This window comes from Inquilinus sp. NPDC058860 (assembly GCF_042743185.1).
Lineage (GTDB): Bacteria > Pseudomonadota > Alphaproteobacteria > DSM-16000 > Inquilinaceae > Inquilinus.
In genome coordinates, this window is the sequence record NZ_JBHYMS010000078.1 from 17443 (window position 1) to 29590 (window position 12148).

A 12148-nucleotide genomic window follows, 5' to 3' on the forward strand; every position below is an offset into this window, starting at 1 on the left:
TTCGATCGTGAGTCTGTCTGAGAAACCGCCGTCAGACGGCCGCGCCAGTAGCATTGTCGGACAGGCTCAGGCGTTGACGCCGCCGTCGACGGCGATGGACGCGCCGGTGACCCAGCGGCCGCCTTCGCCGGCCAGATGGGCGACCATGGCCGCGACGTCCGCGGCCTCGCCGTAATGGCCGAGGGCGATGTGCTGGCGCTGCCCCTCGGCCCCGGGGCCCTGCGCCGGGTTCATGTCGGTGTCGGTCGGGCCGGGATGGACGATGTTGGCGGTGATGCCGCGCGGGCCCAGGTCCCGCGCCAGGCCGCGGGTCAGCCCGGTCAGCGCCGCCTTGGTCATGACGTAGAGCGTCATGTTCGCCCCGCCGGCATAATCGGCCAGGCAGGATCCGATCGAGATGATCCGTCCGCCCCGGCCCAGATGCCGGGCCGCAGCCTGCGCCGCCAGGAAGCCGGAGCGGACATGGATCGCCAGGACGCGGTCCAGCTCGTCCTCGCTGACCTCCTCGAACGGGCCGTAGGGGAAGACCCCGGCATTGTTCACCAGGATGTCGATCCGGCCGAGCCCGGCCACGGTCCGCTCCACCGCCGCCTGCGCCGCCTTGCCGTCGGTGGCGTCGGCGGCGATCGCCAGGCCGCGCCGGCCGGCCGCCTCGACCCGCCCGACCACCGCATTCGCCTTGTCGGGCGAGGCGGCATAGGTCAGCGCCACATCGGCGCCGTCCCGCGCCAGCCGCTCCGCGATCGCGGCGCCGATGCCGCGGCTGCCGCCGGTGACCAGCGCGACCTTCCCGGACAGTCCGGACATGGGAATCTCCATTTCTGTGTTGATCGACACATAAATCCGTATCCGGCTTGCCGTCGTCTGTCCAGTGAATTATGTATTGTCCGACACAGAAAGGATCCGCGATGGCCGAACGGGGCCGTCCCCGCAGCTTCGACCGGGCCGCCGCCCTGCGCCGGGCGATGGAGGTGTTCTGGGCGCGCGGCTATGACGGCGCGTCGATGACCGACCTCACCGCCGCCATGGGCATCAACTCGCCCAGCCTCTACGCCGCCTTCGGCTGCAAGGAGGCGCTGTTCCGCGAGGCGCTCGAGCTCTACGAGTCGGGCGAGGGCGGCGTTGCCTGCCGGGCGCTGCAGGACGAGCCGACGGCGCGGGCGGGGATCGAGGCGATGCTGCGCGAGAACGCGGTCGCCTACACGGCGCCGGACCGGCCGCCCGGCTGCATGATCGTGCTGGCCTCGGCCGTCGGCATCCCGGCCAGCCCGGAGATCCGTGACTACCTGGTCGAGGCCAACCGCCGGTCGGTGGCGCAGATCAAGGCGCGGCTGGACCGCGGCGTGGCCGAGGGCGACGTGCTGCAAGGCGCCGACACCCGGGCCATCGCCGCCTATTTCGCCACCGTGCTGAACGGCCTGACCATCCAGGCCCGCAACGGCGCCGATTGCCCGGCGCTGCAGGCCGTGGTCGACAGCGCCATGGCCGGCTGGGACGCGCTGGCGGCGCCGCGGCGAAGAGCGGGTTGACAGGGCGACGGCGCGGCTTCGACAGTTCGCCGTCGAATCTCCGGACAGAGGCTGGCATGGGGCAGGGTGAACGGGCGCGCGCCGGCGACCACGCCGTGACCGGTGCTGTTGAGACGCTCGACGCGCCCCGGTCGGGTGCGGACTCCGACGCCCTGCTGTCGGTCCGCGACCTCACCGTCACCTTCGACACGCCCACGGGGTCCTTCACCGCCGTGCAGTCGCTGGGCTTCGACCTCGCGCCCGGCCGCACCCTCGCCATCGTCGGCGAATCCGGCTCGGGCAAGTCGGTCACGGCGCTGTCGGTGATGCGGCTGGTCCGGCATGTCGGCGGCGCGATCGCCGGCGGCTCGATCCGGTTCCGGCCCGAAGACGGCGCGCCGGTCGACCTGGTGCGGGCGCCGGAGGACCGGCTGCGCCGGATCCGCGGCAACGACATCGCGATGATCTTTCAGGAGCCGATGACGTCGCTGAACCCGGTCTTCACCATCGGCAACCAGATCGTCGAGGCGCTGGTCCTGCACCAGAGCCTCAGGCTGCGCGAGGCGCGGCGGGAGGCGGAGGCGCTGCTGCGCCGGGTGCGGCTGCCGGATGCCGGGGCGATGCTGGACCGCTACCCGCACCAGCTGTCGGGCGGCATGCGCCAGCGGGTGATGATCGTCATGGCCCTGTGTTGCCGGCCCCGCCTGCTGATCGCCGACGAGCCGACCACGGCGCTGGACGTCACCATCCAGGCCCAGATCCTGACCCTGATCCGCGAGCTGCAGCGCGACCTCGGCATGGCGGTGCTGTTCATCACCCACGACATGGGCGTGGTGGCGGAGATGGCGGACGAGGTGCTGGTGATGTGGCGCGGCCGCAAGGTCGAGCAGGCGCCGGTCCGCGAGATCTTCCGGGCGCCGCGGCACCCCTACACCAAGGCGCTGCTGTCGGCGGTGCCGCGGCTGGGCAGCCTGGCCGGCGAGGACCTGCCGAGGCGGACGCCGCTGATCGTGCTGGACGGCGACACGCCGCGCAGCGTCGGCGAGACCCGGGTGCAGGACACCGCCGACACCTCGGCGCCGCTGCTGTCGGTCGACCGGCTGACCACCCGCTTCGACGTCAAGAAGACGATGCTCGGCCGCGTCACCCATCGCGTCCATGCGGTGGAGGAGGTCAGCTTCGAGCTCTATCCCGGTGAGACGCTGGCGCTGGTCGGGGAATCCGGCAGCGGCAAGTCGACCATCGGCAAGACCCTGCAGCAGCTGGTGGCGCCGACCTCGGGCGCCATCCGCTTCGACGGGCAGGACGTGCTGGCGATGGGGGCGGCGGAGCGGCGGCGCCTGCGCCGGAAGATCCAGTACGTGTTCCAGGACCCCTTCGCCGCGCTCGACCCGCGCAAGAAGGTCGGGTTCTCGATCGCCGAGCCGATCGTCACCCACGGGCTGGCGGCGGACCGCGCGGCGGTGACAAGGCGGGTGCACGAGCTGCTGGAGCGGGTCGGCCTGCCGGCAGCGCGCGCGGGCCGCTACCCGCACGAGTTCAGCGGCGGCCAGCGCCAGCGCATCTGCATCGCCCGGGCGCTGGCCAGCGACCCGAAGCTGATCATCGCCGATGAATCCGTCTCCGCCCTCGACGTCTCGATCCAGGCCCAGATCGTCGACCTCCTGATGGATCTGCAGGCGCGGCAGCGCCTGTCCTATCTGTTCGTCACCCACGACATGGCGGTGGTGGAGAAGATCAGCCATCGCGTCGCGGTGCTGTATCTCGGCCAGATCGTCGAGATCGGGCCGCGCCGGGCGGTGTTCGAGACGCCGCAGCATCCGTACACGAAGCGGCTGCTGGCGGCGGTGCCGGTGGCCGATCCGGAGCAGGCGGCGCAGCGGCCCGCGCTGGAGGGCGAGATCCCCAGCCCGGTGCGCGCGGTCGGCGACGAGCCGGCGATCCACCGGCTGATTCCGGTCGGGCCGAACCATTTCGCGGCGGTCTGAGCCGCCATCACAACAGAACAGGGAAGGCGATGATGTTTAGAATTCGTCCAAGAATTGGTGCTTCAAGCAAAGAAATTCCCTCTATTCTGTCATTGCCGGGCTTGACCCGGCAATCCAGAAGCTGTCGACAGTCTCTGGATGCCCGGGTCAAGCCCGGGCATGACAATTTAGAGAATGGCTCAGCTGTGCTCGGGCGAAGCCTTGCAAAAGCCATCGGCAAGCATGCTCTCGGACTGGCCCTGGCGGCGGCGCTGCTGCCGGCCGCGGCCTCCCAGGCCCAGGCGGCGGGGACGCTGACCGTCGCGCTGCGCCAGGACCCCGGCAGCTGGGACCCGATCGACACCTTCCTGGTGGCCTGGGGCTCCGTCGGCAGCCAGATCTTCGACGGGCTGGTGATGCGCGGCCCCGACCTCAAGCTGGTGCCCGGCCTGGCGACGAGCTGGGAGTTCCTGGACGACGCCAACCGCATCCGCTTCCACCTGCGCGAAGGCGTGACCTTCCAGAACGGCGAGGCCTTCGACGCCGCCGCGGTGAAGTTCACCTTCGACCGGCTGCTCGGGCCTGAGGGCGCCAAGGGCCCGCAGCAGTCGAACTACAACTCGATCGACCATGTCGCGGTGGTCGACGACCACACGGTCGACTTCGTGATGAAGCGGCCGGACCCGGTGCTGCTGACCAAGCTGGCCGGTTACGGTGCCATGATCGTGCCGCCGAAATACATCGCCGAGACGGGCGATGACGCCTTCAATGCCGCGCCGATCGGCACCGGTCCGTTCAAGGTCGTGTCCTACGAGCCCAAAGTCGGCCTGACACTCGAGGCCAACCCGAATTACTGGGGCGGGGCGCCGAAGATCGACAGGCTGGTCTACCGTTTCATCGCCGAATCCTCGACCCGGGTGGCCGAGCTGCAGGCCGGCCGCGTCGACATCGCCACCCAGGTCGAGGTCGCCCAGGTGCCGGTGATCGAGCAGGACCCGAAGCTGCAGATCGTCAGCGTGCCGGGCCCGACCGTCTACGCCATGCGCTTCAACACCAAGGACCCGCTGACCTCGAATGAGGCGGTGCGCAAGGCGATCGTCATGGCGGTGGACCGCGACACCATCGTCAAGACCGTTCTGGCCGGCCAGGCCGAGCCGATCGTCAGCTTCCAGAGCCGCCTGTCCTTCGGCTATCCGCCCGACCTCAAGCCGCTGCCCTTCGACCCGGCCGGCGCCAAGGCCTTGCTGGCCCAGGCCGGGGTGAAGCCGGGCACGCCGCTGCAGCTCGACTTCCGCGGCGACAACGCCACCCTGCGCGAGGTGCTACAGGCGGTGGCCGGCTACCTGCAGATGGTCGGCTTCAAGGCGACGCTGAAGCCCTATGAGAGCAATGTCTTCCTCAACGACATCGTGCCGAACGGCAAGACCGGCGCGCTGTTCCAGGAAGGCTGGGGCGGCTGGACCTTCGACTACGACAACACCGCCTATCTGATGTACCACACCGGCGAGAAGTGGAACCCGTACGACAGCATCCCCGAGCTCGACGCGATGCTGGAGGCGCAGCGCAAGACCTACGACCCGGCCGAACGCGAGAAGACGCTGCAGGCGGTCGCCGGCTATGTCGCCGACAGGGCGATGGAGCTGCCGCTGTACAACTCGAATACCATCTACGGCGTCAGCAAGCGGGTGCAGAACGCCCAGCTGCCCTCCGACGAGCGGATGCGCTTCGTCGACGCGACCGTCGAATGATCGGCTTCGTCGCCAGGCGGGTGGCGCTCGCGGTGTTCGTCGTGCTGGTGGTGACCCTCCTGGTCTCCTGGGCGATCCGGCTGACCGGCGACCCGGCGGTGATGCTGGCCCAGGGCGCCGGCAGCGTGACCGAGGAGGACCTGCAGCGCATCCGCATCGCCCTCGGCCTCGACCGGCCGTTCCCGGTCCAGTATCTCGGCTTCCTGCAAGGCCTGCTGACCGGGGATCTCGGCCGCAGCTTCCTCGGCGGCACCCCGGTCACCCTCCTGGTCGGCCGGGCGCTGCCGGCGACGCTGCTGCTGGCCTTCGTCTCGCTGCTGGCCTCGATCCTGCTGTCGATTCCGCTCGGCATCCATGCCGCCGTCCACAAGGGCCGGGCGGTCGACCAGGGGATCCGCATCCTGTCGCTGGTCGGGCTGTCCTTCCCGAACTTCTGGCTCGCCATGATGATGGTGCTGGTCTTCTCCATCGCGCTGGGCTGGCTGCCGCCGAGCGGGATGGAGGGCGGCGCCAGCCTGGTGATGCCGGCCGCCACCATGGCGATCATCCTCACGGCCACCAATGTCCGGCTGGTGCGCACCGCGATGCTGGAGACGCTGTCGGCACAATACGTCATGGTGGCGCGCAGCAAGGGCCTGCGCGAGCGGGTGGTGCTGTACAAGCACGCGCTGCGCAACTGCGCCATCCCGCTGATCACCTATGTCGGGCTGCAGTTCGGCGGGCTGGTCGGCGGCATCGTGGTGGTCGAGCAGGTCTTCGCCTGGCCCGGCATGGGGTCGCTGGCCTTCGACGCCATCGCCGCCCGCGACTATCCGGTGCTGCAGGCCGTCATCACGGTGCTGGCGATCCTGATCGTCGTCATCAACCTCGCGGTCGACATCGCCTATGGCCTGGTCGATCCGCGCATCCGCACCGAGTAGCCGATGGCCGTGATCGAAGACAGCCGGCCCTGGTCGCGCCGCCTGCGCAACCTGGAGTTCATCCTCGGCGCCGTGCTGACCGGCCTCATGGTGCTGGCGGTGCTGTGCGCCAGCCTCTTGTTCCCCGACGGCGGCGAGGGCTTCGACCTGACCGCCCGGCTGCTGCCGCCGTTCCACAGCTGGGCGCATCCGCTCGGCACCGACCCGGTCGGCCGCGACGTGCTGGCCCGGGTGGTGACGGGCGGCGGCATCTCGCTGACCGTCGGCTTCGCCTCGGTGGCCGGCGCCGTGGTGCTGGGCACGCTGGCCGGCCTGGTCGCCGGCTACTACCGCGGCCTCTGGGACCTGGTCCTGATGCGCTGCGCCGACGTGCAGCAGGCGCTGCCCTTCATCCTGATCGCGCTGACCTTCATCGCCATCCTCGGCGGCGGGCTCGACCGGCTGATCTTCTTCATGATCATCTCGCAATGGGTGCAGTACGCCCGGCTCGTCCGCGGCTCGGTGCTGTCCCTGCGGGAGCGCGAATTCGTGCAGGCCGCCGCGGCGATCGGCGTGCGCGACCACCGCATCATCCTCGACCACCTGCTGCCCAACGTGCTGGGGCCGATCGTCATCCTGATGACGCTGAACGTGGCCAACAACATCCTCTTGGAAAGCAGCCTGACCTTCCTCGGCCTCGGCGTCGACCCGCTGATCCCCAGCTGGGGCGGCATGCTGGCCGACGGCCGCACCTATGTGCAGACGGCCTGGTGGATCAGCGTCTTCCCCGGCCTCGCCATCATGCTCACCGTGCTCGGCCTGAACCTCCTGGGCGACTGGCTGCGTGACGTCCTCGACCCGACCGGAAAGATCTGATCATGACCGTTCTCCTGGACCGCGAAGCGCCGCGGACCCTCGACGCCCTGCTGCGCGACCTGTCCGACGGCCACCAGGGCGCGGCGGTCGAAGCCTGGCTGTTCGAGGACGAGGCGGCGCGCCGCGACGCCGAGACGACCCTGGCCGCGGCCGGCGTCTCGGCCCGGCTGCGCAGCGCCTGCAAGCCGCTGCTGCACGCTTTCCTGGAGGAGATCGAGACGGAGGGGCTGGCCTCGGCCGTCATCCGCTATCCGGCCCATCCCGCCGCCGCGCCCGACCGCTTCCTGCTCGAGGCCTATCCGCTGAAGGCGCTGCTGGACGGGGTCGATCTGCGCTTCGAGCCGGGCGACGAGACGCTGCGCTACCGGGTGAGCCTGACTTGGCGCGACGGCCGCACGACGACGACCGAGGTGTTCGCGCCCAACCATCTCGGCCTCGACCATCTCGGCGCCGCCTGCCTGTCGCCGACCGGCTGGCTGCGCATCACCGGCCGGCCCGACGGCCAGCCCGACCGGGACGAGCGGCTGGAGACCGAGGTCGAGACGCTGTTCCGCGCCGTGGTCGAGACCGTCCAGGCCTATCCCTGGGGCAGCGACGAGCCCTATTTCGAGCGGCTGTCGATCGCGGTCGAGGCGCCAGCGATCGAGCGGGGGCTGCCCTTCCACGAGGAGGCCGTCAGCCTGCACGAGGCGCTGCACGAGGACCTCTACTTCACCCTGCTGGAGGTGTTCCAGCGCCATTCCGGCCGGCCGCTCGGCGACCGCGGGCTGCAGCCGGGCCAAATCGTGCCGGAGATCCGGGCCGGCGCCCCCCGGGTGCGGGTCGAGACCGTCCCCTTCGGCGACCTGGCGGACGAGGCCGGAGACTGGCCGGAGCAGCCGCTGGACACGGCCGAGGCGCCGCTGTCGATCGCCCAGCTGCATCGCGAGCTGGCGGCGCTGGGCGGGCAGCCGATCCTGGCGCGGTCGCGGCAGGGCAGGCCGGTGCCGGGGCTGATCCGGCCGGGGTCGCGCCCGGCCGTGGTGGTCACCGGCGGCCAGCATGCCAACGAGACCACCGGCCCGGTCGGCGCCCTGCGCGCCGCGCGGCGGCTGCTGCAGGACCCCGGGACGCATCTCGCCCTGATCCCGCTGGAGAATCCGGACGGCTACGCCTTGCACCAGAGGCTGTGCCGGGACAATCCGCGGCACATGCACCACGCCGCGCGCTACACCGCGCTGGGCGACGACCTGGAATACCGCACCGGCGTCGAGCCGTATGAGCGCGCGGCGCGGCAGGAGGCGATCGCCCGCACCGGGGCGCAACTGCACGTCAACCTGCACGGCTATCCGGCGCATGAATGGACCCGGCCCTTCACCGGCTACCTGCCGCGCGGCTTCGAGATGTGGACGATCCCGAAGGGCTTCTTCCTGATCCTGCGCCATCACCCGGGCTGGGAGGAGCCGGGAATGGCGCTGATCGAGGCGATCACCCGCCGCCTGGCCCGGATCGAGCCGCTTTTGGAGCTGAACCGGATGCAGCTCGCCGCCTATGGCGCCCATGCCGGCGCCGGGCCCTTCACCGTGATCAACGGCATCCCCTGCCTGATCGGCCCGGACGAGCGCCATGTCCCGCCGCTGACCGTGATCACCGAGTACCCGGACGAGACCATCTACGGCGACCGCTTCGCCCTGGGCCACCGGGTGCAGATGGAGACGGTGCTTGCGGCGGTGGAGCACCATGCGGGGCTTGTCGCCTGAGGCATGCTCGGACGGTTCCTTTTGCGTTGCCTCTCCCGTAAACGGGAGAGGCAACGCAAAGAGCAAGCTCGTCCCTCACGTCCTGGTGATCGACACCCCGCCATCGACCAGCAGCGCCGTGCCGGTGGTGAAGCTCGACGCGTCGGAAGCGAGATAGAGCGCCGACCGCGCCATCTCCTCCGGGCTCGCCAGGCGCTTCATCGGGTACAGGCCGGTGATGAAGTCGCGCTCCGCCTGCGTCTTGGCGAACTGCCGGTACATCTCCGTCTCGGTGCCGCCCGGCAGCAGCGCGTTGACGCGGACGCCCCGGCCGCCGAACTCGACCGCCAGCGCCTGCACCAGCCCGACCAGCCCGGCCTTGCTGGCGGCATAGGCGGCCACGCCGGGGAAGCCGACCGTGTAGCCGACGAAGGTCGAGGTGAAGATCAGCGATCCGCCGCCGCGCCGCAGCATCGCCGGGATCTGGTGCCGCGCCGCCAGGAAGCCGCTGGTCAGGTTGGTCTCCACCGTCTCCCGCCACGCCGCCGGCGTCACCTCCGGCGTCGGCGCCATCGGCCCGACCATGCCGGCGGTGTTGAAGGCGATGTCGAGGCCGCCGAACCGCTCCTCCGCCAGCGCCACCAGCGCCGGGGCATAAGCCTCGTCGGTGACGTCGCCGGCCAGCGCCGCGGCCCGGCCGCCGGCCGCCGCGATCTCCCTGGCCAGCGCGTCGAGCTCCGCCTGCCGGCGGGCCCCGGCCACCACGGCCGCGCCCTCGCTTGCGAACAGCACCGCCGCGGCCCGGCCGATGCCGGAGCTGGCCCCGGCGACGACCGCCACCTTGCCCGCCAATGCGCCCATGTCCTCTCTCCTTCCGTCGTTCGATGCGGCGGAGGATGGCGGGGGCGGGGCGCGGCCTCACTCCGGTTCTTGCCGCTCAATCCGGGCAGCGGTCCTGCGCCGCAGTGACGCCGCGCCCCATTCTCCTTCAACATGGCGCGTGCGCGCAGGACGAAGCTTCCGGAGGTGCCCGATGCGAGCTCTCCATCTCCAGCGCTGGAGGTCCCTCGGCGCGGTGCTGATGCTGGTGCTGCTCATGCCGCACCAGGCCATGGCGTGGCTGCGCGAAGGCCACACGGCCACTGCGGCGCTGGCCTACGACATCCTGGAGCAGCGCGACCCGGAGGCGATCGCCGCCATTCTCCGGCTGATGCAGGCGCATCCGGACCGGGCCCGCTTCGACGCCCAGCTCGACGGCCTGGCCGGCCGCGCCGGCGAGCGCCGGATGCTCGAGCTGATGGCGGTCTGGCCGGACGCCGTGAGGCGCACCCCCTATGATCGCCCGAGCTGGCACTACAGCCCACGGATCGTGTCCTCGATGCGCCGCCTGATTCCCATCGCCTTCGGCAGCGCCCAGTGGGCATTCGGGCACAATCTCGCGATCGCGCATGATGCCGCCGCATCGGATTCGGACCGGGCCGTCGCGCTCTGCTGGGTGATGCATATCGTCGGCGACATGCACCAGCCGCTGCACACGGCGCTGTGGATGTCGTGGCGGTTCCCGATCACCGATGCGGGCGGGCAATGGGTCTGGGTGCGCGCCTCGCCGGACGCGGCCCCCGAGCGCCTAGGTCGGTTCTGGGACGCCGCGGGTCATCCGGGCGAGCTCGCCCTGGCTCATTCGGGACCGGTCGAGGCCGAGCTGACGCCGGATCCCTCGCCCGACGGGGAGACGCTGTCGCCGGACCCGGAGACCGCCTTCGCCCGCTGGGTGGCCCACAGCCGCGAGCTCGCCCATGACGTCGTCTACGACGGCGGAAGGCTGAAGATGGGCACCTCGCCCGGCTCCGCCCCCGTTCTCCCGGGCGACTACGTCGAGCGGGCGCAGACGGTCAGCCGCGCCCAGCTCACCGCCGCCGGGCGCCGGATCGGGGCGCTGCTTTCCGGCCTGCGCTGACGGGCGGCGTCAGGCGGCCACGCCCTGTTCGGTCGCCCGGAACAGCCTGCCGCCGATGGCGCGGGCGGCGTCCAGATGGACACCCAGATCCTGCGTCTCGGGGGGCAGCAGCAGCTCCGAGGTGGCGACGCGGGCGCCGCAGAAGTCGAAGATGCCGTGGTCGATCTGCGTCTTCATGGCGCCGGAATAGCCGTGCCGGTCATAGGTCCGCCGGCCGGCGCCGCCGAGGCCGACGAGATGGACCGGCAGGCGGCCCAGCCTCTTCTCCAGCGTGCCGCCGGGGATCTCGTCATAGGCCCAGCCATTCGAGAACACCCGGTCGATCCAGCCCTTGAGCAGCCCCGGCATCGACCACCAGTAGACCGGATAGACCAGCACCAGCGCATCGGCGCGGTCGATCCGCGCCTGCTCGGCGAGCACGTCGGCGGAGGGGTCCGCCTGCTTCAGATGGACGGCGTGGTCGGTCGCGCTGAAGCGCGGGTCGAAGCCTTCCGCCATCAGGTCGGCGATCTCGGCGGAATGGCCGGCCAGGGACACGCCCTCGGCGAGACGGGCGGCCACGGCGTGGGTCAGCGATGTGGGATCGGGATGCGCGACGACGACGAGCGCGTGCATGCCGGCAGCTCCTGCAGATGATTGCGGGAAAGGAGGAAGTTTTATATACTTTCGGTAAGTTACGTTTGGTATATAAGCATGTCAAGCACCCCAGCGAGAGAATCCCGGTCGCCGCGCCGCCGCCTGTCGCGGGAAGAGCGGCATCGACAGCTCATGGACGTCGCCTGGCGCCTGGTGCGGGAGGAGGGGACGGATGCCCTGACGCTCGGCCGGCTGGCCGGGCAGGCGGGCATCACCAAGCCGGTGGTCTACGATCATTTCGGCACGCGCACCGGGCTGCTGATCGCGCTGTACCGGGAGTTCGACGACCGCCAGACGGCCCAATTGCAGGCCGCGCTGCGGACCGGCGAGCCGACCCTGGCGGGGCGGGCCGCGGTGATCGCCTCCGCCTATCTCGACTGCGTGCTGGCCCAGGGCCGCGAGATCCCGGGCGTGGTCGCGGCGCTGACCAGCTCGCCGGAGCTGGAGAAGGTGAAGCGCGAGTGCGACGCGGCGTTCCGCGAGACCTGCCGCAGCGCGCTCGCCCCCTTCGCCCCGGCCGGCACCATCGCCCCCGCCGGCCTGTGGGCGATGCTCGGCGCCGCCGAAGCCCTGTCCAACGCCGCGGCGAACGGCGACCTCACCGCCGCGGAGGCGCAGGCGGAACTGGCCGAGACCATCGTCGCGATGGTCGGCCGCAGCCGGGGCTGAGGGGATGTCGAGCGTCTCCGCGTTGTCTCTCCCGTGAGCGAGGCCTTTTCAGAATGGCTGTGACCCACCCCTCTTTTTTAGTCCCCCCTCCCCTTGCGGGAGGGGGGAAGGGGGAGGGGTCTGCGCGCGTCCGCGCGCGAATGCGCAAAGGATAGGCTTCGCCGCCGGAC

At 70.8% G+C, this 12148-nt stretch carries 11 protein-coding genes; 8 read left to right on the forward strand and 3 right to left on the reverse strand.

What is annotated here, in order from left to right; all coding sequences use genetic code 11:
* Nucleotides 1-66 precede the first annotated feature (66 nt).
* Nucleotides 67-807 (reverse strand): SDR family NAD(P)-dependent oxidoreductase, encoded by a 741-nt coding sequence (locus ACFW16_RS32955; RefSeq protein WP_380313297.1) that lies wholly within the window; start codon nt 805-807, stop codon nt 67-69.
* Nucleotides 808-908: 101 nt separating this feature from the next.
* Between ACFW16_RS32955 and ACFW16_RS32960 the strand changes: the two genes are divergently transcribed.
* The 6 genes from ACFW16_RS32960 (at nt 909) to ACFW16_RS32985 (ending at nt 8737) form a co-directional block, all read left to right on the forward strand.
* Nucleotides 909-1529, forward strand: a complete 621-nt coding sequence (locus ACFW16_RS32960; RefSeq protein ID WP_380313298.1) for a TetR/AcrR family transcriptional regulator — start codon at nt 909-911, stop codon at nt 1527-1529.
* Between the two features lie 56 nt (nt 1530-1585).
* A complete protein-coding gene (locus tag ACFW16_RS32965) occupies nt 1586-3496 on the forward strand; it encodes an ABC transporter ATP-binding protein (RefSeq protein ID WP_380313299.1) in 1911 nt (636 codons plus the stop codon).
* A gap of 185 nt (nt 3497-3681) precedes the next feature.
* A complete protein-coding gene (locus ACFW16_RS32970; protein ID WP_380313301.1) occupies nt 3682-5223 on the forward strand; it encodes an ABC transporter substrate-binding protein in 1542 nt (513 codons plus the stop codon).
* A complete protein-coding gene (locus tag ACFW16_RS32975) occupies nt 5220-6143 on the forward strand; it encodes an ABC transporter permease (RefSeq protein ID WP_380313303.1) in 924 nt (307 codons plus the stop codon). Before ACFW16_RS32970 ends, ACFW16_RS32975 begins: the two co-directional genes overlap by 4 nt.
* A gap of 3 nt (nt 6144-6146) precedes the next feature.
* Nucleotides 6147-6998 carry an ABC transporter permease gene (locus ACFW16_RS32980; RefSeq protein WP_380313305.1) on the forward strand — a complete coding sequence of 284 codons (852 nt, stop codon included), beginning with the start codon at nt 6147-6149 and terminating at the stop codon, nt 6996-6998.
* Nucleotides 6999-7000: 2 nt separating this feature from the next.
* Nucleotides 7001-8737 (forward strand): M14 family zinc carboxypeptidase, encoded by a 1737-nt coding sequence (locus ACFW16_RS32985; RefSeq protein ID WP_380313306.1) that lies wholly within the window; start codon nt 7001-7003, stop codon nt 8735-8737.
* Nucleotides 8738-8812: 75 nt separating this feature from the next.
* Here the strand turns inward: ACFW16_RS32985 and ACFW16_RS32990 are convergent, their stop codons facing one another.
* Nucleotides 8813-9577: an SDR family oxidoreductase gene (locus ACFW16_RS32990; protein WP_380313307.1), complete on the reverse strand. Its 765-nt coding sequence runs from the start codon at nt 9575-9577 to the stop codon at nt 8813-8815.
* A 172-nt stretch (nt 9578-9749) separates the two neighbouring features.
* Here ACFW16_RS32990 and ACFW16_RS32995 point away from each other — a divergent pair, with 172 nt between their 5' ends.
* Complete coding sequence (locus ACFW16_RS32995; RefSeq protein ID WP_380313308.1) at nt 9750-10673, forward strand: S1/P1 nuclease; 924 nt, start codon at nt 9750-9752, stop codon at nt 10671-10673.
* Between the two features lie 9 nt (nt 10674-10682).
* Here ACFW16_RS32995 and ACFW16_RS33000 read toward each other — a convergent pair whose 3' ends face one another.
* On the reverse strand, nt 10683-11288 hold the full coding sequence (locus tag ACFW16_RS33000) for an NAD(P)H-dependent oxidoreductase (protein WP_380313309.1): 606 nt from the start codon (nt 11286-11288) through the stop codon (nt 10683-10685).
* Between the two features lie 153 nt (nt 11289-11441).
* On the opposite strand from ACFW16_RS33000, the gene ACFW16_RS33005 reads away from it, so the two are divergent.
* On the forward strand, nt 11442-11978 hold the full coding sequence (locus ACFW16_RS33005; protein WP_380313310.1) for a TetR/AcrR family transcriptional regulator: 537 nt from the start codon (nt 11442-11444) through the stop codon (nt 11976-11978).
* Nucleotides 11979-12148 lie beyond the last annotated feature (170 nt).

What these genes read in the sequence shown, in the direction of transcription:
- ACFW16_RS33000 (WP_380313309.1), bottom strand. Translation starts at nt 11,288, where the DNA reads ATGCACGCGCTCGTCGTCGTCGCGCATCCCGATCCCACATCGCTGACC.
- ACFW16_RS33005 (WP_380313310.1), top strand. Translation starts at nt 11,442, where the DNA reads ATGGACGTCGCCTGGCGCCTGGTGCGGGAGGAGGGGACGGATGCCCTG.
- ACFW16_RS32990 (WP_380313307.1), bottom strand. Translation starts at nt 9,577, where the DNA reads ATGGGCGCATTGGCGGGCAAGGTGGCGGTCGTCGCCGGGGCCAGCTCC.
- ACFW16_RS32975 (WP_380313303.1), top strand. Translation starts at nt 5,220, where the DNA reads ATGATCGGCTTCGTCGCCAGGCGGGTGGCGCTCGCGGTGTTCGTCGTG.
- ACFW16_RS32960 (WP_380313298.1), top strand. Translation starts at nt 909, where the DNA reads ATGGCCGAACGGGGCCGTCCCCGCAGCTTCGACCGGGCCGCCGCCCTG.
- ACFW16_RS32965 (WP_380313299.1), top strand. Translation starts at nt 1,586, where the DNA reads ATGGGGCAGGGTGAACGGGCGCGCGCCGGCGACCACGCCGTGACCGGT.
- ACFW16_RS32995 (WP_380313308.1), top strand. Translation starts at nt 9,750, where the DNA reads ATGCGAGCTCTCCATCTCCAGCGCTGGAGGTCCCTCGGCGCGGTGCTG.
- ACFW16_RS32985 (WP_380313306.1), top strand. Translation starts at nt 7,001, where the DNA reads ATGACCGTTCTCCTGGACCGCGAAGCGCCGCGGACCCTCGACGCCCTG.
- ACFW16_RS32955 (WP_380313297.1), bottom strand. Translation starts at nt 807, where the DNA reads ATGTCCGGACTGTCCGGGAAGGTCGCGCTGGTCACCGGCGGCAGCCGC.
- ACFW16_RS32980 (WP_380313305.1), top strand. Translation starts at nt 6,147, where the DNA reads ATGGCCGTGATCGAAGACAGCCGGCCCTGGTCGCGCCGCCTGCGCAAC.